The following is a 17,649-nucleotide window of genomic DNA, read 5'->3' on the forward strand; positions in this document are numbered from 1 at the left end:
TCACTGACAACGTATAGGTATGCCCGGCCCAGGCCACAAACATGGCGAGGACAAGCGCGAATACCACCGTTGTTGTCAGTGTTCTGCTGAACATCGTGATCGGGCTTCAACTCGTTTTTCAGGGCTTTGATGCGTTTGACCGCATCCCCTAAGGGGGGATAGGATGCCAGCGTAATTCATTAAGGCCCGAGGCTCAAGTCATGAGTGAAAACGAACACAGCCATCCCCACACTCACCAAAGTCACGAGGCGATCATCAAGCGTCTCAAACGGGCGGACGGCCATTTACGCGGCATCATCACCATGATTGAAGAGGGGCGTCAGTGCGTGGACATCGCTCAGCAGCTGCATGCGGTCGAAAAAGCCGTATGTCAAGCGAAGCGCACGCTCATCCAGGATCACATTGATCACTGTCTGGAGGACACAGTCTCAGCCTTGAACAATGGCGAGCGCGCACCGTTGGAAGCCTTCAAACAAATCACCAAGTACCTCTAGGTCTGACATGCCCAACTTTGCTGAACTGCTGCAACAGGGCGGTACACACGCCTGGCTGTATTTCCCGAGCGCTATCTTGCTCGGTGCCTTGCATGGCCTGGAACCGGGCCATTCAAAAACCATGATGGCCGCTTTCATCGTGGCCATTCGTGGTTCGGTTAAACAGGCCGTTTTGTTGGGTCTGGCCGCGACGCTGTCGCACACCGCCGTGGTGTGGTTGGTCGCCATCGGCGGCATGTACCTGGGCAAAGGTCTGGACGCTCAAACCACTGAGCCGTACTTCCAGCTTGCGTCCTCTGCACTGATCATCGTAGTTGCTCTTTGGATGCTGTGGCGTACCTGGCGCGGTGAGCAGATGTTCAAGTTCGAGCAAGGTGATGACCACCACCACGGTGAGCATGACCATGGCCATCATGATGAAACCCATCGAATCGATACCGGCCACGGGCGCATCGAACTGTCGATTTTTGAAGTAGGTATGCCACCGCATTGGCGCCTGAAAACATTGACCGGACACGCTTGGGCTACATCGGATGTTCGCCTAATGACGACTCGTCCGGACGGCAGCACTCAATCGTTCTCTTTCGTCGAGCGCGAAGGCTTTCTGGAGTCGGCAGTCGATATCCCGGAGCCTCATGAGTTCAGTGCGCGCTTGAGTCTTGGGCATGCGGGCCACTCCCATGATTACGATCTGGCGTTCCAGGAGCATGATCACGGGCACGCGCATTCCGAACTGGAAGGTCTGGAGTTGTCAATTGATGGCTATCAGGATGCGCATGAACGCGCACATGCCAACGATATCCGTAAGCGCTTCACGAATCGTGAGGTGACCACGGGCCAGATCGTCATGTTCGGTTTGACGGGTGGTTTGATTCCTTGTCCGGCTGCCATCACCGTTCTGTTGCTGTGTCTTCAGGTTAAAGAAGTCGCGCTGGGAGGCATACTCGTCCTGTGCTTCAGCATCGGCTTGGCGATCACCTTGGTGGCGGTGGGAGCTGCTGCGGCTATTGGTGCTAAACAGGCTTCCAACCGCTGGCCGTGGCTGGGCACCGTGGCTCGTCGTGCACCGTACCTGTCCAGCGTGTTGATAATCGGTGTTGGTCTGTACGTAGGCTTCCATGGTTGGATCGGCTTGAGCGCCCAAGGCGTCGTTTAAGTGTTCGAACTCGCCAGCTATTTTGGTCTATTTCTGGCGGCATTCGGTGCCGCCACGTTATTGCCCATGCAGTCTGAAGCTGTGTTGGTCGGGATGTTGCTCTCCAACCAATACGTTGCTTCTGCGCTATTGGCGGTCGCCACCTTCGGCAACGTTCTTGGCTCTGCGCTGAACTGGATTCTGGGTCGCTCTATCGAGCGATTTCGCTACAAGCGATGGTTCCCGGTGAGCGAGAGCAAGCTCGAAAAGGCCCAGCAGTCTTACCTGCGCTACGGGCGCTGGTCGTTGCTGCTGAGCTGGGTGCCCATCATTGGCGATCCGCTGACGGTCGTCGCCGGAGTCATGCGCGAGCCATTCTGGAGTTTCCTGCTGATCGTCACCATGGCCAAGGGCGTGCGTTATCTCTTGCTGACCGCCGTCACACTGGGGTGGACATGACGACTGCTCATACAACCCAGCATTCCTCACTCAAGAGCCGAAGCAGTAGCCTGGATCTGATCAAGTGGCTGGCGATGCTGACCATGGTCATCGATCACTTGCGGTTGGTGTGGCCGGAGATGAGCAATCTGTTCATTCTGGGGCGGCTTTCCTTTCCGCTGTTCTGTGTCGCCATTGCTGCCAACGTGGCGCGCTCCAAACCGGGCGAATTACTGACTGCCGCGAATGGACGCTACCTCGCCTTGATGCTGGTGTTCGCCGCCATTTCAGAAGTGCCTTATCGCTATATCAGCACCTCGGGATCATTCAACGTGTTGGTTACCCTGGCATTGGGGCTGGTGATTGCCTGGGGATGGCAACATCGCACCTTGTTGAGCAGCGCTATGGCCTTGATGGCTGCCGCGATTGCCTACGTGCTGGATGACCCGTTGATGTACGGGCTATACGGCGCGCTCGTTCCTGCGGCTGTCTTGTTAGCGATCAAGAGGCCCGGTGCTCTTTGGTTGCTGCCAGCAGTTCTATGCCTGTTGAGCAACACCCGCAGTAGCATCGTGACCAGGGCTATGGATCTTGAAATTCACTCATTGCTGGCCTTGAGCACTGCATTTGCCGCTCCGCTGATCGGACTCTGGCTGCTGCATCAGAAGTTCACCTTCAACGTCTGGCCGGTGCGGCAATGGGGCTACTGGTTTTATCCGGGACACCTTGCCGCTCTGCAAGCTCTACGGTTCTTAATCTGAATGGCAGAGAAAGGACTCTCCCCAAAAACGGTAAACGAGATGCACAGACGTTCATTACTCAATCTATTTTTGGCCGGTTTTGCCTTTGCTTTACCTTTGGGCTTACAAGCCGCACAAGTCCTAAATGTTCGGCTATGGAACACCGACGACAAGCTTCGGCTGGTGCTAGACCTAAGTGGTCCAGCACAGTACAAGACCTTCTCCCTGACGGCGCCGGATCGGTTGATTCTCGATCTGATGGGAACCAGCCTTGCCTTTGATTTGAGCAAACTGCAACTGGGTAACATGCCAATCCGCGCTATACGTTCAGGGCCTCAAGGTACAGGAACGCGGATTGTCCTGGACCTGATAGGTCCCGTGCAGTTGAATACCTTCATGCTGGCACCTGAACAGGCACAGGGGCATCGCTTAGTGCTGGATATTTCCAACTCGGCATCCCCGGCAATACAGCCGGCTGCACCGCAGGTTGTGCTTAATGATTCGGCTCATCCAAAGCGCGACATCATCGTCGTGGTAGACCCAGGGCATGGCGGTAAAGACCCTGGAGCAGTCGGGGCCAATGGCGAGCGGGAAAAAGATGTGGTGCTGTCAATTGCTCGGCAGTTGGCCAAACGGATCGAGCGGGAAAAGGGGTTTACCGTGCGACTCGTACGCGACAGCGATGTTTACGTACCGTTACGCAAGCGGGTGGAGATTGCTCGCCAACACAATGCCGATATCTTCATTTCCATACACGCGGACGCCGCGCCTCGGCGCACGGCCTCCGGAGCGTCGATCTATGCGCTATCGGAAGGTGGAGCCACGTCCACTACTGCGCGCTGGCTCGCGCAGAAGGAGAACGGCGCCGAGTTACTCGGTACGACCAAAAGCCTCGCACTCAAAGATAAGGACCCCATGCTGGCAGGAGTGATTCTCGACATGTCGATGAGCGCTACAGTCGCAACGAGCCTGGAACTGGGCCACTCCGTACTGAGAAGTTTGGCGGGCATCACCACTTTGCACCAGAAGCGTGTGGAGCAGGCGGGCTTTGCCGTACTTAAGTCGCCAGACGTACCGTCAATCCTGGTTGAAACTGGATTCATCTCTAAGGATGGTCTGAAGTAGTTGTGTATTTCTGGCTGACTTCAGCCCCTGCCGATTTTAAAAGCGGCAAATCGATCAAAAACGCTCAGATCACCCGCTTATTTCTGTGTTTTTAGCCGCCGCGAGCACCTCGCGGCAGCCATTTTCCACATTACAGGCGCACCTCTCCTGCATTCGCCAGTAAATGTCGGCGCGCCATCCACAGGTTCGACAGCGCGAACAGCGTCATCAGTTGCGCCGTGTTCTTCGCCAGACCACGGAAGCGCACCTTCACATAACCGAACTGGCGCTTGATCACCCGGAACGGATGCTCGACCTTGGCTCGTACCTGAGCCTTGGCCTTCTCAATCTTGCGCTTGGCTTTGTACAAAGCACTGCGCTTATCAAGCTTCTTGTAAGTACTACGGCGGGCGGCGATCTGCCAGATGACCCCCCGGCCTTCATGTTCAGGGCGTTTCTCGACGCCGGTGTAACCCGCGTCGGCACCGACCATGTTCTCATCGCCGTGCAGCAGCTTATCGACCTGGGTGACATCGGCCACGTTGGCCGCCGTGCCCACCACGCTGTGCACCAAGCCCGACTCATCATCGACACCGATGTGCGCCTTCATGCCGAAGTGGTGAGTCGGCCGCGGGAACTGCCCCCGCAGCCGCTCGCAGAACCGTACGTGACACTCTCGCGTCATACGGCTCCCGTTATCCAACCTTGCTGCCCGGTCACTCGCCAGTGATGAAACAGCCGGGGTACCACAGTCCGCATCTTGTCCAGCCATTGGCTAATGCGCCGCTTGCGCCTATGAAGAGCCTTGTATTTTCGTCGGGCCCAGCGTTCAAGCGCGCGGTCAATGTGCTGGAAGATGCCAAGCATGGCTGTCCGATAGAACGAGCCATAGTATTGCGACCACCCCTGTATCACTGGATTGTAGAGCCGAGCCACGTCGACCAGCGTCACGTGGGTTTGGCGATTGAGTCGCCACCTGCGTACCGCTTGCCGCATCCGCTTTAAGGCATCCGCACTCGCTCCCGGAAGGAAGCTCGTGAAGAGCTGGTCTTGTTTGCTGAGCGCCTTCCTCGGCCTAAAGGTGAAGCCGAGGAAGGTAAAGCTCACATGCGGATAACCTGCGCGACGGTTACTGTCCTTGCAGTACACGACCTTCGATTTCTCGGGGTGCATCGTCAAGCCACAGGCAGCCAGCCGTGAAGCAATGGAGCGCATCACGTACTCCGCTTGCTTTCGACTGCGGCAGTGCACCACCGCATCATCGGCGTAGCGGGCAAACGGGCAGTTGGGGCTGGTACGTTGCATCCAGGTGTCGAAGGCATAGTGCATGAACAGATTCATCAGGAGGGGACTGATCACTCCACCTTGCGGGGTGCCGCGTTCGCGTCGGACGCGCATACCGTGATCCGTTTCGAACGGCGCAACCAGCCACCGCTCGATGTACAGAAGTATCCAGTCCTCCTTGATGTGCAGGCGCACCGCCTTCATCAGCAACCCATGATTGATCTGATCGAAGGCTGCCTTGATATCAAACTCCACCACCCAGTCGTATCGCCAGCAGCGCTCACGCGTGATCGCCACCGCCTGCTTCGCTGATCGTCCCGGCCGGTACCCATAGGAGTCCGAGTGGAAGATCGAGTCCAGCTCCGGCTCGATGAGAAGCTTGACCACGGTTTGCGCGACACGATCACCAACCGTGGGCACTCCCAGCTTGCGCGTGCCTCCCGATGCCTTGGGAATTTCTACTTGCTTGACCGGAGGCGGGAAGTACGACCCCGACGACATCCGATTCCACAGCTTGTAGAGATTCTTAGACAGATCCCGCTCGAAATCGGCGATGGTTTCATCGTCGATGCCGGCAGCACCGCGGTTGGCCCTGACCTGCTGGTAGGCGTCCCATACCGTGCGTTTCGCTATGTCATAAGGTTTCGCCGAGCTCACGCCACTCATCCCCGGAGGTTGGCAACGCTCGTCGGCCGGATAACGCCGCCCCTTCGCTCCACCTCCATTACAGAGGCTTCATCGCTACTACGGGAGGCTCCGCCCCTCGTTCCAGCATCGGTATTCTTCCTCATGGTGTTGGCCATTTGTCATTTTCCTTCGCATCTGGAACAAGGTTCTCACGTTCCGTACCAAAGCCTGTATGAAGATCATGCCGCCTATACACCGGCTGCCATCGGGTCCGTAAGCAGGTAACGCCCCGACTTGTCCTGAAGCCAGTACTCCACCTCAGTTTCGGCAGCACCTTGGGCATAACGATGCGTCATCGGACGGTTTGCTTTCGCTCATCTTCTCCATACTCACCTGCCATCCTCAGGGATGACTTTTCCTCGGTCGCTCACCACCACACCTTTTGGATGCAGCAGCACCGGGTGGTTTGAAGTCCGCTCCTGCAAGCCGACTTCGGAAGGCCTACTTCCATCTTCGGCACAGCAGCACAGGTCATCTGACCTGTGTTCGTGACACACAGTACTGGTTACCCTTCTTGGTCTGATGCATTTCCGGGTCGCGCTTACCGTCCTTGTTCTTGGTCGAACTCGGCGCATTGATCAGCGTGGCATCGACGATCGTGCCTTGGCGCAGCGACAGCCCTCGGTCGCCCAGATAGCCATTGATGACAGCCAAGATGCCGGCGGCTAGTTCGTGCTTCTCCAGCAAACGACGGAAGTTGAGGATGGTGGTTTCATCGGGGATACGCTCCAAGCTCAGCCCCGCGAACTGGCGCAGGATGGTGGTCTCGTACAGCGCCTCTTCCATCGCTGGATCGCTGTAACCGAACCAGTTTTGCATCAGGTGCACGCGCAGCATCGCCATCAGCGGATAGGCCGGACGACCGCCTTCACCCTTGGGATAATGCGGCTCGATCAAGGCAATCAAACCCTTCCACGGCACCACCCGATCCATCTCGATCAGGAACAACTCTTTGCGGGTTTGTTTGCGCTTACCGGCGTACTCGGCGTCGGCGAAGGTCATCTGCTTCATCGGGAAACTCGGTGGGTGGAATCCGGGTATTTTGCCAAAATCTGGAAGTCTTCTTCAGAGTTTCCCTAGCATTAAGCTGGGCGCGACAACAGACGTCTAGTTGGGCGGCACCTGAAGGTTTCGACCAGCCACATAACGGCCTAGGTCAATCGACGGGCAAGAATAGAATGTCTCCTATAGTCCGCTAGTGTGCGCTCTCTTGCTTGGATGGCATTACGTTCTGGCCCAACGTTACTGTAGCGAATCCGCAGCAGTATCAATCAAAGCCTCCTGTATCCCGCGTGAAGAAAGACGCTACGTTGCGCCCGTTCTTCCACGGCTTCGCTTGCCGCCCCGCTACGGCAGATTCGAAGTATTCATCGAAATGTCATCCTTTAGAAGCAGTGCGGTAACAAGGAATTTCTACCCTTTGCATCGCGAACCGCAATTGTGCGGCCAGCAATATTGCGAAAGGTGATCAAATGACGCCCCATCCGATACAGGACGCCGTGCTGCGGGTCGACCGGTTGAGCGTCGTCTATCCAGGCGGCGTGACAGCCCTACGCGATACCTCGATTGCATTTCGGCGTGGTGAGTTCACCGTGCTGCTTGGTCTCTCGGGCGCAGGCAAGTCGACCTTGCTCCGTAGTCTCAATCGACTCGTCACGCCCACTGGCGGCAGTGTCACCAGCGAACTCGGTGAACTCGGCAGCGGCTCGGCCTTGCGTCAGCATCGTCGGCGTACCGCCATGATCTTTCAGCACCACCAGCTAATCGAACGTCAAAGCGCACTGGCTAATGTGCTTACCGGTCGGCTGGCCTTTCACAACACGCTCCGCTCGCTGTTTCCTCTGCCGCGTGCCGATCAGGAGATTGCGCTCAGTTGCCTCGCTCGGGTCGGTCTGGCAGACAAGGCGCTAAGCCGGGTGGACAAACTGTCCGGTGGCCAGCAGCAGCGGGTAGGCATCGCGCGTGCGCTAGCGCAACAGCCGGCGATCATTCTGGCCGATGAGCCGGTAGCCAGTCTCGACCCGGCCACTTCGGTCCGTGTTCTCGGATTGCTGCGCGACATCTGCAAGGAAGACGGCATCACCGCCATCGTTTCGCTGCATCAACTCGAATATGCCCGCCGCTTCGCCGATCGCGTCGTCGGGCTGGCCGATTCTCAGATCGTTTTCGATGCCGCGCCCTCGGAACTCACCGATGCGCAGCTTGAGCGCATCTATGCAGGCCGCTCTACGACTCAGCCAGCGAATGCTCCGGCTGAACCACCTGTCATGCTCGAACCTTCACTGGAGATGTCCCGATGAAACGCTTATCCGCGCTCTTATTGACTTGCTTGCTGTCCGCTGTTTCAAGTTTGTCCGCCCTAGCGGCCGATGCCGATCCGGATGTGCTAAAGGTTGCCCTGCTGCCGGACGAAAACGCCTCCGAGCTGATCAAGCGTAACCAGCCGCTGAAGGATTATCTGGAAGAGCATCTGGACAAGAAGGTGCAGCTGATCGTAACCACCGACTATTCCTCGATGATTGAGGCGATGCGCTTTGGCCGTATCGACCTGGCGTATTTCGGTCCGCTGTCCTACGTCATGGCCAAAAGCAAAAGCGACATCGAGCCCTTCGCTGCCATGGTCATCGACGGCAAGCCGACCTATCGCTCGGTGATTATCGCCAATGTGGCGTCAGGCGTGAATGAGTATGCCGACCTTAAGGGCAAGAAGATGGCCTATGGTGACCGGGCATCGACGTCCAGCCATTTGATTCCCAAAACCGTGCTTCTTGAGACGGCCGATTTGACGGGTGGGCAGGACTACGAACAACATTTTGTGGGCACGCATGACGCCGTTGCCGTCAACGTGGCGAACGGCAACGCCGATGCGGGTGGGCTGTCGGAGGTAATTTTCAATCACGTAGCCGAACGTGGCCTAATCGATCCGAGCAAGGTGAAAGTACTTGGTTACAGCGGCGAATACCCCCAGTACCCCTGGGCGATGCGCTCGAACCTGAGCCCCGAGCTGAAAACCAAGGTGCGGGATGTATTCGTCGGTATCGACGATCCCGAAGTGCTGCGCAACTTCAAGGCCGAGGCCTTCGCGCCAATCACCGACGCCGACTACGATGTGATCCGCAACATGGGATCGCTGCTCGGCCTCGACTTCGCCACGATGTGAGCACCGATATGTCTACTCATTACGACGTGCAGGCGCTGCCTGCAGAGCAACGCGAGCACATCCTTCGAGGCTTCGGCCTCGGTTGGTGGCGCCAGCTGGGGCAGGTGGCGATTGTATTCGGAGTGGTGCTGTTGGCCTGCTGGTACGTGGGGCTGCTCGATGCCACCACGCTGCTGAACGGGCTGCCCTCCATCGCGACCCTGGCAGGCGAGGCCATGCCGCCAGACTTTTCGGGCTATCGAAGCTGGATTCGCCCCTTGATCGACACCTTGGCGATGAGCATCGCCGGTACGGCCATCGCAGTGGTGTTCTCGCTGGTGGTGGCCTTCGTTGCAGCGCGCAATACGGCGCCGCACCCCCTTGTGTTCGGTGTTGCCCGGGTGCTGCTCAATGCCCTGCGGTCGGTGCCGGAGCTGATCATGGGCATCATCTTCGTTGCAGCCGTAGGGTTCGGCGCCTTGCCGGGCGTGCTTGCCCTGGGTCTGCATTCGGTCGGCATGGTCGGCAAGTTCTTCGCCGAGGCCATCGAGCACGTCGACGAAGCGCCGGTGGAAGCCGCTCGGGCGGCGGGGGCTACGCCGATGCAAGTGCTGCTGCACGCGGTTTTGCCACAGGTGACGCCGCAGTTCGCCGACGTGGCGATCTACCGCTGGGAATACAACTTTCGCGCCTCCACCGTGATGGGCATGGTTGGCGCCGGCGGTATCGGCTTCGAACTCATGGGCTCGCTGCGCATCATGCAGTACCAGGAGGTTGCAGCAATCCTGCTGGTCATCCTGGCCATGGTCACGCTAGTAGACGCCTTCAGTGGCGTGCTGCGCAAACGTTTCAAATAGGACAAACCATGCTGCCGAAACTCGTTATAACTCACCGAGTACACGATGAGATCCTGCAACTGCTGGCGCCACATTGCGAGCTGATGACCAACCAGACCGACAGCACGCTGACGCGCGAGGAAATTCTGCGCCGCTGCCGCGATGCTCAGGCGATGATGGCGTTCATGCCCGATCGGGTCGATGCAGACTTTCTTCAAGCCTGCCCTGAGCTGCGTGTAGTCGGCTGCGCGCTCAAGGGCTTCGACAATTTCGATGTGGACGCCTGTACTGCCCGCGGGGTCTGGCTGACCTTCGTGCCTGATCTGTTGACGGTCCCGACTGCCGAGCTGGCGATCGGACTGGCGGTGGGGCTGGGGCGGCATCTGCGGGCAGCAGATGCGTTCGTCCGCTCTGGCGAGTTCCAGGGCTGGCAACCACAGTTCTACGGCACGGGGCTGGATAACGCTACGGTCGGCATCCTTGGCATGGGCGCCATCGGACTGGCCATGGCTGATCGCTTGCAGGGATGGGGCGCGACCCTGCAGTACCACGAGGCGAAGGCTCTGGATACACAAACCGAGCAACGGCTCGGCCTGCGCCAGGTGGCGTGCAGCGAACTCTTCGCCAGCTCGGACTTCATCCTGCTGGCGCTTCCCTTGAATGCCGATACCCAGCATCTGGTCAACGCCGAGCTGCTTGCCCTCGTACGGCCGGGCGCTCTGCTTGTAAACCCCTGTCGTGGTTCGGTAGTGGATGAAGCCGCCGTGCTCGCGGCGCTTGAGCGAGGCCAGCTCGGCGGGTATGCGGCGGATGTATTCGAAATGGAAGACTGGGCTCGCGCGGACCGGCCGCGGCTGATCGATCCTGCGCTGCTCGCGCATCCGAATACGCTGTTCACTCCGCACATAGGGTCGGCAGTGCGCGCGGTGCGCCTGGAGATTGAACGTTGTGCAGCGCAGAACATCATCCAGGTATTGGCAGGTGCGCGCCCAATCAACGCTGCGAACCGTCTGCCCAAGGCCGAGCCTGCCGCATGTTGAATCCGGTCTGGCTGAAGAGCCTGGTAGCGATCGTTCAAACAGGCAGTTTTCAGAGCGCGGCGAGGGCGTTGGGGCTGGCCCAGCCGACGGTGTCGCAGCACTTGCAGAAGCTTGAAGAGCAGGTCGGCGTAACGCTGGTGCAGCGCAGTCGTAGCGGCTGCCAGCCTACCACACGGGCGCTGGCCTTCATGCCGCATGCGACCGCCTTGCTCGACATGCACGCCCGGGCGCTAGAAGCCCTGCATGGCAATCGTGAGCGCGTCGGGGCCAGCTCCAACATCGGCACCTACCTTCTCCAGCCATTCGTGCGCAACTATCTGACGACCGCAAATGAGAGGGGCGAGGTGGATCTGCGCATCGCCGCCAACCCGGATGTGGCCGACCAGCTACTGGCGGGCCAGCTCGACGCCGCGATCATGGAATGGTGGCTACCTCACCCCGACTTCGAACACCGCCTCTGGCGGGTCGAGCCGCTGGTGCTTATCGTCAGCCCCGACCATGCGCTGGCTGAAGCAGGGTGCATAGAACGTGATCGTCTGGTGGACCTGCCGATGCTGGGAGGTGAACCGGGTAGCGGTACCGGACGGCTTCTGACCGAATACTTTGGCGAACTGGGCGTGCCTCGCAGCGGTATGCAGCTAGGCAGCACCGAGGCAGTCAAACAAGCAGTGAGGGCGGGACTCGGCGTGTCGTTGGTGATGGCTTCCGCAGTACAAGACGAAGTTCGCAGTGGCGCGCTGGTAGCTCTTCCCATCCCGGGGCTTGAAAAGCGTCTCCAACTGATCTGGCGCAAACCTCCCGGAAATCTGCACCCGCCGGGATTTGTGCGGCACTTATTGGAGGAGGCAGATCTAGCTGGATAAGGTGATGGATGGTTGCGATCCAGCGCTTGGCTTGTCAGCCTAGGGAAACTCTGAAAAAGACTTTCTGATTTGGCAAAATACCGCGACCCCACCCACCGAGTTTCCCGATGAAGCAGATGACCTTCGCCGACGCCGAGTACGCTGGCAAGCGCAAGCAAACCCGCAAGGAGTTGTTCCTGATCGAGATGGATCGGGTGGTGCCGTGGAAGGGCTTGATTGCTTTGATCGAGCCACATTATCCGAAAGGTGAAGGTGGCCGTCCGGCCTACCCGTTGATGGCGATGCTGCGTGTGCATCTGCTGCAGAACTGGTTCGGCTACAGCGATCCAGCGATGGAGGAAGCGCTGTACGAAACCACGATCCTGCGCCAGTTTGCCGGGCTGAACCTGGAGCGCATCCCCGACGAAACCACCATTCTCAACTTCCGCCGCTTGCTGGAGAAACACGAGCTGGCGGCCGGCATCCTCGCTGTCATCAATGGCTATCTGGGCGACCGCGGCCTGTCGCTGCGCCAGGGCACCATCGTCGATGCAACGCTGATCAATGCGCCCAGTTCGACCAAGAACAAGGACGGCAAGCGCGACCCGGAAATGCACCAGACCAAGAAGGGAAACCAGTATTATTTTGGCATGAAGGCCCACATCGGCGCCGATGACGAATCGGGTCTGGTGCACAGCGTAGTGGGCACGGCGGCCAATGTGGCGGATGTCACCCAGGTGGACAAATTGCTGCATGGCGACGAAAACGTGGTCTGCGCCGATGCAGGCTACACCGGTGTCGAAAAGCGGCCCGAGCATGAAGGACGTGAAGTTATCTGGCAGGTGGCGGCACGCCGCAGCACCTACAAAAAACTCGATAAGCGCAGCGTGCTGTACAAAGCCAAGCGCAAGATTGAAAAGGCCAAGGCTCAGGTGCGCGCCAAGGTCGAGCATCCGTTCCGGGTAATCAAGCGCCAGTTCGGTTACACCAAGGTGCGCTTTCGCGGCTTGGCCAAAAACACGGCGCAACTGGTGACACTGTTCGCTCTGTCGAACCTGTGGATGGCGCGCCGACATTTACTGACGAATGCAGGAGAGGTGCGCCTGTAATGCGGGAAATGGCCACCGGAGTGGGGTCCGGGTGGCGAAAACGTAAGAAATACTCGTCGAATTGATTGTTTTTTGATCATTTGGCGAGTTTAAAAGTTGCGCTAGGTGGTATGCCGGGGAAATACATGGCTACTTCAGACCATCCCTAACGCACAGGACTGCCAGCGGTTAGTCAGCGCACGCCATCAGCAAGCGTTGGCGAACTCTTTGTTTGATGGGCTACGGCAACACTTCAGCCGACGCCCTCCAGTGAACACTTATCTAGCTTGGCAGAAGGACCAGGAAAGATCCTAGTCTAGCTTTGTAGTTTCAGGGCGCTGAAAAGAAAAATGAGCAATGACCTCAAGTAGAGAAAAAAACAAACCAATAGTATTTGGTAGCGGCACTATTATCGGTGCCCTAGGTGGGCTGATTGGCTTGGGTGGCGCAGAGTTCAGGCTGCCACTACTCATCGGATTGTTTGGTTTCGGTGCGTTGGAGGCTGTCATTCTCAACAAGGCCATGAGCCTCGTGGTGGTAGCCACAGCTCTTCCATTTCGCGCATTCAGCGTTCCCTACTCTGCGGTCTTTGAACGGTGGGACATCATCGTCACGCTTCTGGCTGGAAGCCTTGCGGGTGCTTGGTTTGGAGCGGGATGGGCAACCAAGCTCAAGAGTAAAACCTTGTACCGCGTTTTGGCAGTGCTGCTCGTAGGCATCGCTGTTGCTTTGCTGTTCGGCCATGAGGCAAGCGCAACTGGGGTCGCCCTGCTTCAAGGCGAGACACTGGCTATAGTCGGGATCGTGGTTGGCTTCGGTATCGGAGTAGTTGCTGCATTGATGGGGGTTGCTGGCGGTGAGTTGTTAATACCCACAATCGTTCTACTATTCGGTGCTGACATCAAGCTCGCTGGCAGTCTTTCACTTGCTGTGAGCCTGCCCACAATGATTGTGGGTTTCACGCGATACAGCCGCGACCAGAGCTTTTCGATAATCCGCGCTCAACGGCCATTCATACTGGTCATGGCAGCGGGTTCCATCATAGGAACATTCATCGGCGGGCAATTACTAGGTCTGATCCCGACAACATATCTCCTCCCGTTGCTCGCCGCCATTCTCCTGATTTCCTCGGTAAAAGTATGGCGTCATAGTTGAACTTTGACTCGGCCGCTAAGGGAAAGGCACTCGCCCATGAACCGAATTTACTGGTCTGGCCAAAAACCTCAATTTAGTAGTACCTGAGCGCACGGCAACCTTGGGCCGCCCTTGTGGTTCGCACTTATGCGGCGGCAATTCTTCAATTTCACTCGCTCGCGGTAGAGGAGGCCACGCCAGCACATCCCTTAAGTAGGTATACGGATCATGGCTTAAAGGTGACGGGTGGATTCTTTGCTAGGATTATCGATAGTGCTCCAAGACAAAATCAGGATTCGCCATGCACGCCCGCCATGTACCAGTTTACCTTGTGCTGCTTGGTGTTCTGAACACGGTCTATGCAGGTTTCGATGAAGGTTTCTCGGCTTTTCAGCGAGGAGATTTCACCGCCGCTTTACGTGAATGGCGACCTTTAGCTGAACAGGGCAACGCTGCCGCACAATCCAACCTCGGAATGATGTACGTCCAGGGCAAAGGCGTGCCGCAGGACTTCAAGGAGGCCATCAAGTGGTATCGCCTCGCTGCCGAGCAGGGGGCAGCCCTCGCTCGATCCAACCTCGGAGTGCTATACGCCAATGGTTATGGGGTGCCGCAGAATCACGTGGTAGCTTATGCGCTCTTTAGCCTGGCGGCCGCGAGCGCTCCTGACAGCATTGCGTTAGAAGAGCGCGATAGGATTACCGCTTCAATGACGCCACAAGAGATTGAGGCCGCGCAGAAGCTGACGCAGGACATGTCTGGCAATCCCATCAAAGCCATAGATGCGTATCTTCACTGAAAAGGCGATGACCTATGGCCCGAAATATTGTGCCGATCATCATCCAGTTCGGCTCAATCGTATGCATAATTCCATTTCAAAGTTGATCAAGACACCCAGCAAGACCATCGCTGAGATTCATCAGCAATTGCTCGTAGTTGTTGGACAAGGGTTTTAGACCAAAGCCCAGCGCATCTAGTTCGGCAAAATGCACTGGCAGGCCATCGCTCAAGGTTTGCGCCAGACGTGGACGCATGGGTGGTTCGCTAAATATACAGGTAGGTCCAGCAGCCTTGAGGCGCTCTCGCATCTCTGCGACGTGGCGTGCACCAGGCGGGACCTCGGCGTTGATTGCGAAAACTCCAGTGTGCTGCAATCCGTAGGCCTCCTCAAAGTAGTCGAAAGCCTGGTGGAAGACGAAGAACGGTTTGCCTTCCAGCGGCTTGAGGCGCGCTTTTAGTTTGATATCGAGGGTTTTTAAGCGTTGCTCGAAGGCATCCAGATTTGCTTGGTAGCGAGCGGCATTGCCTGGATCGACAAGAGCCAGATCCGAAGCCATGTGTTTGGCGATCAACCGTGCATTCTCAGGTCTCAGCCAGAGGTGGGCATCCAGTGCACCGGGTCGATGAAGTTGGTCATGATTATCGACCTGCAATTCTGTTGCCTGCTCTTTTGCATCATGCCCCTCAGATTGATCTCCGACAGGCTCGTCGTCATGTCGATGCTCCTCGCCAAAATGCCTTAGGTGCAGCCCCTGCATGTCCTGCACAGCCACGCTCTTGCCCTTTCGGCCCTCAAGTACGGTAGGCAGAAAGCCCTCCAAGTCTGGCCCGATCCAGTAAACCAGGTCTGCTTCTTTTACCTGACGCAAGTCCGAAGGACGTAACGTGTAATGGTGAGGTGAAGCACCGGCTGGTAGTAACACATCAGGTGTCCCGACACCGTCCTGCACGGCCGCAGCAATGAGTTGCAGCGGTTTGATGCTGGTTAGAACACGGGGTTCGGCGAAGGCCGAGGCGGCCACCAACCAAGTCAGGGTCACGGCGGGCAAAAGGGAAGAGAGGCGAGGCAAGGCGGCATCACTCATTGATTTTTATAGTTACATAATAACATACCGATCAGCCGGCATGTTCAAGTCGATCCGTGAATTCTGGATTGAGCGATGGAGTGCATATCTGCCGTTGCTTTGCAGCACGCAGTACTCCCACGGCAGTGCTTCGAGGAACCGGCCTGCTCCAGGCTGACTTTCAGGGCGAGCTGGTCTCTTCAGATTTTGGCGGCCAATCATGCAGTTTGCCTGGAGCAGCCTTAAAGCAGGTGTTGACGCGGTTACCTATTCGGCCAGCGACGATGTTGATCATCAATGACATATGGATGTTCATGATCGGTGCCGCTGTGTCCGTCCAGGTGAGTATGGTCATCCGACAGATTCTCATGGCTGTGCCTGATACTCTCTTGATCATGGGCCGGACGCCAGATCACGATGCTGACCGCCAATGCGCTACCTGCCACGACAACGAGCCCAACAAACGAGGCCGTGAGGCTGATGTTGGCACCCAGCCATCCCGCCAATGGGTAGGTAATCAACCAGCAGGCATGGGATAGCGCAAATTGGGCGGCAAACAACGCCGGGCGATCTTCGGCATGTGCAGAGCGACGCAACAGTCGACCGCTCGGAGTCTGGGCCAAGGAGTAGCCCACCCCAAGCACCATCCACAGCGGCAGCAGAAAGTTGTAGGTGGTCAGGTTGATGCCAACCGCTAAGCCTGCGACCAATATGCCTCCGCCAAACAGCATGGCCGTTCGGTCTTTGATGTTTTTCAACAATCGAGGCAAGACCAGGGCAGCGACCATCGAGCCGCCACCAAACGCAGCCAGCGCTAATGCCGTAGAACTCTGAGGCAGAGCGAAGCGCGACTGCACCAGCACTACGGTGTTGACGATGACCATTGCACTAGCAGCCGCTACCGTCAGATTGAGAGCCAGCAGCCCCCGCAAGCGAGGAGTGGCCAGGAATATGCGCAGGCCACGAGTGGTTCGTTCGTAGATGCTGCGTCGTGGCGTCGGTTTCGCCTTTGGCAGGAGTACTGTGGCGACCAAGGCCGCTGAGGCAAGGAACCCGATGACGGTGCCGGCGAACAGGTTATGGAAGCTGATCACGGTCAGCAACGCGGCGGCGAGCATTGGGCTGGCGACACTTTCAAGATCGTAGGCGAGACGTGATAGCGACAAGGCGCGGGTGTAATCGTCCTCATCCGGCAGTATGTCTGGAATGGTCGCCTGGAACGTCGGAGTGAACGCTGCCGAGGCGGACTGAAGGACGAAAATCAGCACATAGATTTGCCAGACTTCGGTCACGAACGGCAACGCCAGTGCAACCACGGCACGTATCAAATCCAGCGAGACCAGCATCGCTCGACGGGGTAGGCGTTCTGCAAAAGCGGCGGCAATCGGCGCCACGCCGATGTAGGCCGTCATTTTAATCGCCAAGGCTGTACCGAGGACGGCGCCCGCTTGGGCGCCCGCAAGATCGAATGCCAGTAGCCCCAGCGCGACGGTGGCGAGTCCAGTCCCTACGAGCGCGATTACTTGGGCGAGAAAGAGATGACGGTAGGTGCGGTTGGCTAGGATTTTCAGCATGAGAAATCTCACATGGAGAGGCGTGTGACCACTAGATTGTCGAGCATTTCTCGAAGAAAGAGAGCAACGAGTTTCTCGTTTATAGATGTTCTTATATCCTCCCTAGGGGGATATCACAACATCCTAAACTAGAGGCGGGGACAGCTCAAGAAATAGGCACTCAGCCTTTCATCGAATGTCAGGGAAACAGCGAGGAAGTTGCTTGCTCGATGAAGGCAATTGGCCATACTCTGCAAGGCGTGAGAGGTCTCACGAGTATAAAAACATGAG

Annotated in this window: 16 protein-coding genes and 2 pseudogenes; 13 read left to right on the plus strand and 5 right to left on the minus strand. The window is 57.6% G+C overall.

Annotated elements, in window-relative coordinates; translation table 11 throughout:
- The first annotated feature begins 200 nt into the window (after positions 1-200).
- From RGV59_RS05640 to RGV59_RS05660, 5 genes are read left to right on the plus strand one after another with little or no spacing between them, the layout of a single operon-like run.
- Positions 201-494 (plus strand): metal-sensing transcriptional repressor, encoded by a 294-nt coding sequence (locus RGV59_RS05640; RefSeq protein WP_024078235.1) that lies wholly within the window; start codon positions 201-203, stop codon positions 492-494.
- Between the two features lie 7 nt (positions 495-501).
- The gene (locus RGV59_RS05645) at positions 502-1,650 is read left to right on the plus strand and encodes a nickel/cobalt efflux protein RcnA (protein ID WP_024078236.1); all 1,149 of its coding nucleotides are present in this window, start codon (positions 502-504) and stop codon (positions 1,648-1,650) included.
- A complete protein-coding gene (locus RGV59_RS05650; protein WP_024078237.1) occupies positions 1,651-2,088 on the plus strand; it encodes a YqaA family protein in 438 nt (145 codons plus the stop codon). It begins immediately after the preceding gene.
- A complete protein-coding gene (locus RGV59_RS05655) occupies positions 2,085-2,828 on the plus strand; it encodes a TraX family protein (protein ID WP_024078238.1) in 744 nt (247 codons plus the stop codon). Before RGV59_RS05650 ends, RGV59_RS05655 begins: the two co-directional genes overlap by 4 nt.
- 39 nt (positions 2,829-2,867) lie before the next feature.
- Entirely contained in the window at positions 2,868-3,932 is a 1,065-nt protein-coding gene (locus RGV59_RS05660; RefSeq protein ID WP_041161326.1) for an N-acetylmuramoyl-L-alanine amidase, read from the plus strand.
- 130 nt (positions 3,933-4,062) lie between these two features.
- On the opposite strand, the pseudogene RGV59_RS05665 reads toward RGV59_RS05660, so the two are convergent.
- The 3 genes and pseudogenes from RGV59_RS05665 to RGV59_RS05675 all read right to left on the minus strand — a co-directional run.
- Positions 4,063-4,533, minus strand: a pseudogene (locus RGV59_RS05665) (IS5 family transposase); the annotation flags it as partial.
- A gap of 59 nt (positions 4,534-4,592) precedes the next feature.
- Entirely contained in the window at positions 4,593-5,861 is a 1,269-nt protein-coding gene (ltrA, locus tag RGV59_RS05670) for a group II intron reverse transcriptase/maturase (RefSeq protein ID WP_010466266.1), read from the minus strand.
- Between the two features lie 519 nt (positions 5,862-6,380).
- Positions 6,381-6,893: pseudogene (locus tag RGV59_RS05675) on the minus strand (IS5-like element ISPre1 family transposase); the annotation flags it as partial.
- 461 nt (positions 6,894-7,354) lie between these two features.
- Here RGV59_RS05675 and phnC point away from each other — a divergent pair.
- The 8 genes from phnC (at position 7,355) to RGV59_RS05715 (ending at position 14,760) form a co-directional block, all read left to right on the plus strand.
- Positions 7,355-8,182: a phosphonate ABC transporter ATP-binding protein gene (gene phnC / locus RGV59_RS05680; RefSeq protein WP_003118432.1), complete on the plus strand. Its 828-nt coding sequence runs from the start codon at positions 7,355-7,357 to the stop codon at positions 8,180-8,182.
- Positions 8,179-9,042 (plus strand): phosphate/phosphite/phosphonate ABC transporter substrate-binding protein, encoded by an 864-nt coding sequence (gene phnD, locus RGV59_RS05685; RefSeq protein WP_010466255.1) that lies wholly within the window; start codon positions 8,179-8,181, stop codon positions 9,040-9,042. Before phnC ends, phnD begins: the two co-directional genes overlap by 4 nt.
- A gap of 8 nt (positions 9,043-9,050) precedes the next feature.
- Positions 9,051-9,878 carry a phosphonate ABC transporter, permease protein PhnE gene (phnE, locus tag RGV59_RS05690; RefSeq protein WP_010466252.1) on the plus strand — a complete coding sequence of 276 codons (828 nt, stop codon included), beginning with the start codon at positions 9,051-9,053 and terminating at the stop codon, positions 9,876-9,878.
- A gap of 8 nt (positions 9,879-9,886) precedes the next feature.
- The gene (gene ptxD, locus RGV59_RS05695) at positions 9,887-10,897 is read left to right on the plus strand and encodes a phosphonate dehydrogenase PtxD (RefSeq protein WP_003118429.1); all 1,011 of its coding nucleotides are present in this window, start codon (positions 9,887-9,889) and stop codon (positions 10,895-10,897) included.
- The gene (locus tag RGV59_RS05700; RefSeq protein ID WP_010466239.1) at positions 10,891-11,760 is read left to right on the plus strand and encodes a LysR family transcriptional regulator; all 870 of its coding nucleotides are present in this window, start codon (positions 10,891-10,893) and stop codon (positions 11,758-11,760) included. The genes ptxD and RGV59_RS05700 overlap by 7 nt, the downstream gene beginning before the upstream one ends.
- Before the next feature lie 107 nt (positions 11,761-11,867).
- On the plus strand, positions 11,868-12,848 hold the full coding sequence (locus RGV59_RS05705; RefSeq protein WP_010466230.1) for an IS5-like element IS1384 family transposase: 981 nt from the start codon (positions 11,868-11,870) through the stop codon (positions 12,846-12,848).
- Between the two features lie 336 nt (positions 12,849-13,184).
- On the plus strand, positions 13,185-13,982 hold the full coding sequence (locus RGV59_RS05710) for a sulfite exporter TauE/SafE family protein (protein ID WP_019821372.1): 798 nt from the start codon (positions 13,185-13,187) through the stop codon (positions 13,980-13,982).
- 280 nt (positions 13,983-14,262) lie between these two features.
- Positions 14,263-14,760, plus strand: a complete 498-nt coding sequence (locus RGV59_RS05715; RefSeq protein ID WP_019821370.1) for a tetratricopeptide repeat protein — start codon at positions 14,263-14,265, stop codon at positions 14,758-14,760.
- Between the two features lie 76 nt (positions 14,761-14,836).
- Here RGV59_RS05715 and znuA read toward each other — a convergent pair whose 3' ends face one another.
- Both znuA and RGV59_RS05725 read right to left on the minus strand, forming a co-directional pair.
- The gene (gene znuA, locus RGV59_RS05720; RefSeq protein ID WP_019821367.1) at positions 14,837-15,826 is read right to left on the minus strand and encodes a zinc ABC transporter substrate-binding protein ZnuA; all 990 of its coding nucleotides are present in this window, start codon (positions 15,824-15,826) and stop codon (positions 14,837-14,839) included.
- Positions 15,827-16,068: 242 nt separating this feature from the next.
- The gene (locus tag RGV59_RS05725; protein WP_019821365.1) at positions 16,069-17,379 is read right to left on the minus strand and encodes an MFS transporter; all 1,311 of its coding nucleotides are present in this window, start codon (positions 17,377-17,379) and stop codon (positions 16,069-16,071) included.
- Positions 17,380-17,649: the final 270 nt, after the last annotated feature.

It is taken from the genome of Pseudomonas sp. FG1 (genome assembly GCF_034313875.1).
In the GTDB taxonomy this organism is placed as follows: Bacteria; Pseudomonadota; Gammaproteobacteria; order Pseudomonadales; family Pseudomonadaceae; genus Aquipseudomonas; species Aquipseudomonas veronii.

Bases quoted from the DNA above. Each gene is read 5' to 3' on its own strand.
- RGV59_RS05640 (WP_024078235.1), top strand. From the start codon at position 201: ATGAGTGAAAACGAACACAGCCATCCCCACACTCACCAAAGTCACGAG.
- RGV59_RS05645 (WP_024078236.1), top strand. From the start codon at position 502: ATGCCCAACTTTGCTGAACTGCTGCAACAGGGCGGTACACACGCCTGG.
- RGV59_RS05655 (WP_024078238.1), top strand. From the start codon at position 2,085: ATGACGACTGCTCATACAACCCAGCATTCCTCACTCAAGAGCCGAAGC.
- RGV59_RS05660 (WP_041161326.1), top strand. From the start codon at position 2,868: ATGCACAGACGTTCATTACTCAATCTATTTTTGGCCGGTTTTGCCTTT.
- ltrA (WP_010466266.1), bottom strand. From the start codon at position 5,861: ATGAGTGGCGTGAGCTCGGCGAAACCTTATGACATAGCGAAACGCACG.
- phnC (WP_003118432.1), top strand. From the start codon at position 7,355: ATGACGCCCCATCCGATACAGGACGCCGTGCTGCGGGTCGACCGGTTG.
- phnD (WP_010466255.1), top strand. From the start codon at position 8,179: ATGAAACGCTTATCCGCGCTCTTATTGACTTGCTTGCTGTCCGCTGTT.
- phnE (WP_010466252.1), top strand. From the start codon at position 9,051: ATGTCTACTCATTACGACGTGCAGGCGCTGCCTGCAGAGCAACGCGAG.
- ptxD (WP_003118429.1), top strand. From the start codon at position 9,887: ATGCTGCCGAAACTCGTTATAACTCACCGAGTACACGATGAGATCCTG.
- RGV59_RS05700 (WP_010466239.1), top strand. From the start codon at position 10,891: ATGTTGAATCCGGTCTGGCTGAAGAGCCTGGTAGCGATCGTTCAAACA.
- RGV59_RS05705 (WP_010466230.1), top strand. From the start codon at position 11,868: ATGAAGCAGATGACCTTCGCCGACGCCGAGTACGCTGGCAAGCGCAAG.
- RGV59_RS05710 (WP_019821372.1), top strand. From the start codon at position 13,185: ATGACCTCAAGTAGAGAAAAAAACAAACCAATAGTATTTGGTAGCGGC.
- RGV59_RS05715 (WP_019821370.1), top strand. From the start codon at position 14,263: ATGCACGCCCGCCATGTACCAGTTTACCTTGTGCTGCTTGGTGTTCTG.
- znuA (WP_019821367.1), bottom strand. From the start codon at position 15,826: ATGAGTGATGCCGCCTTGCCTCGCCTCTCTTCCCTTTTGCCCGCCGTG.
- RGV59_RS05725 (WP_019821365.1), bottom strand. From the start codon at position 17,379: ATGCTGAAAATCCTAGCCAACCGCACCTACCGTCATCTCTTTCTCGCC.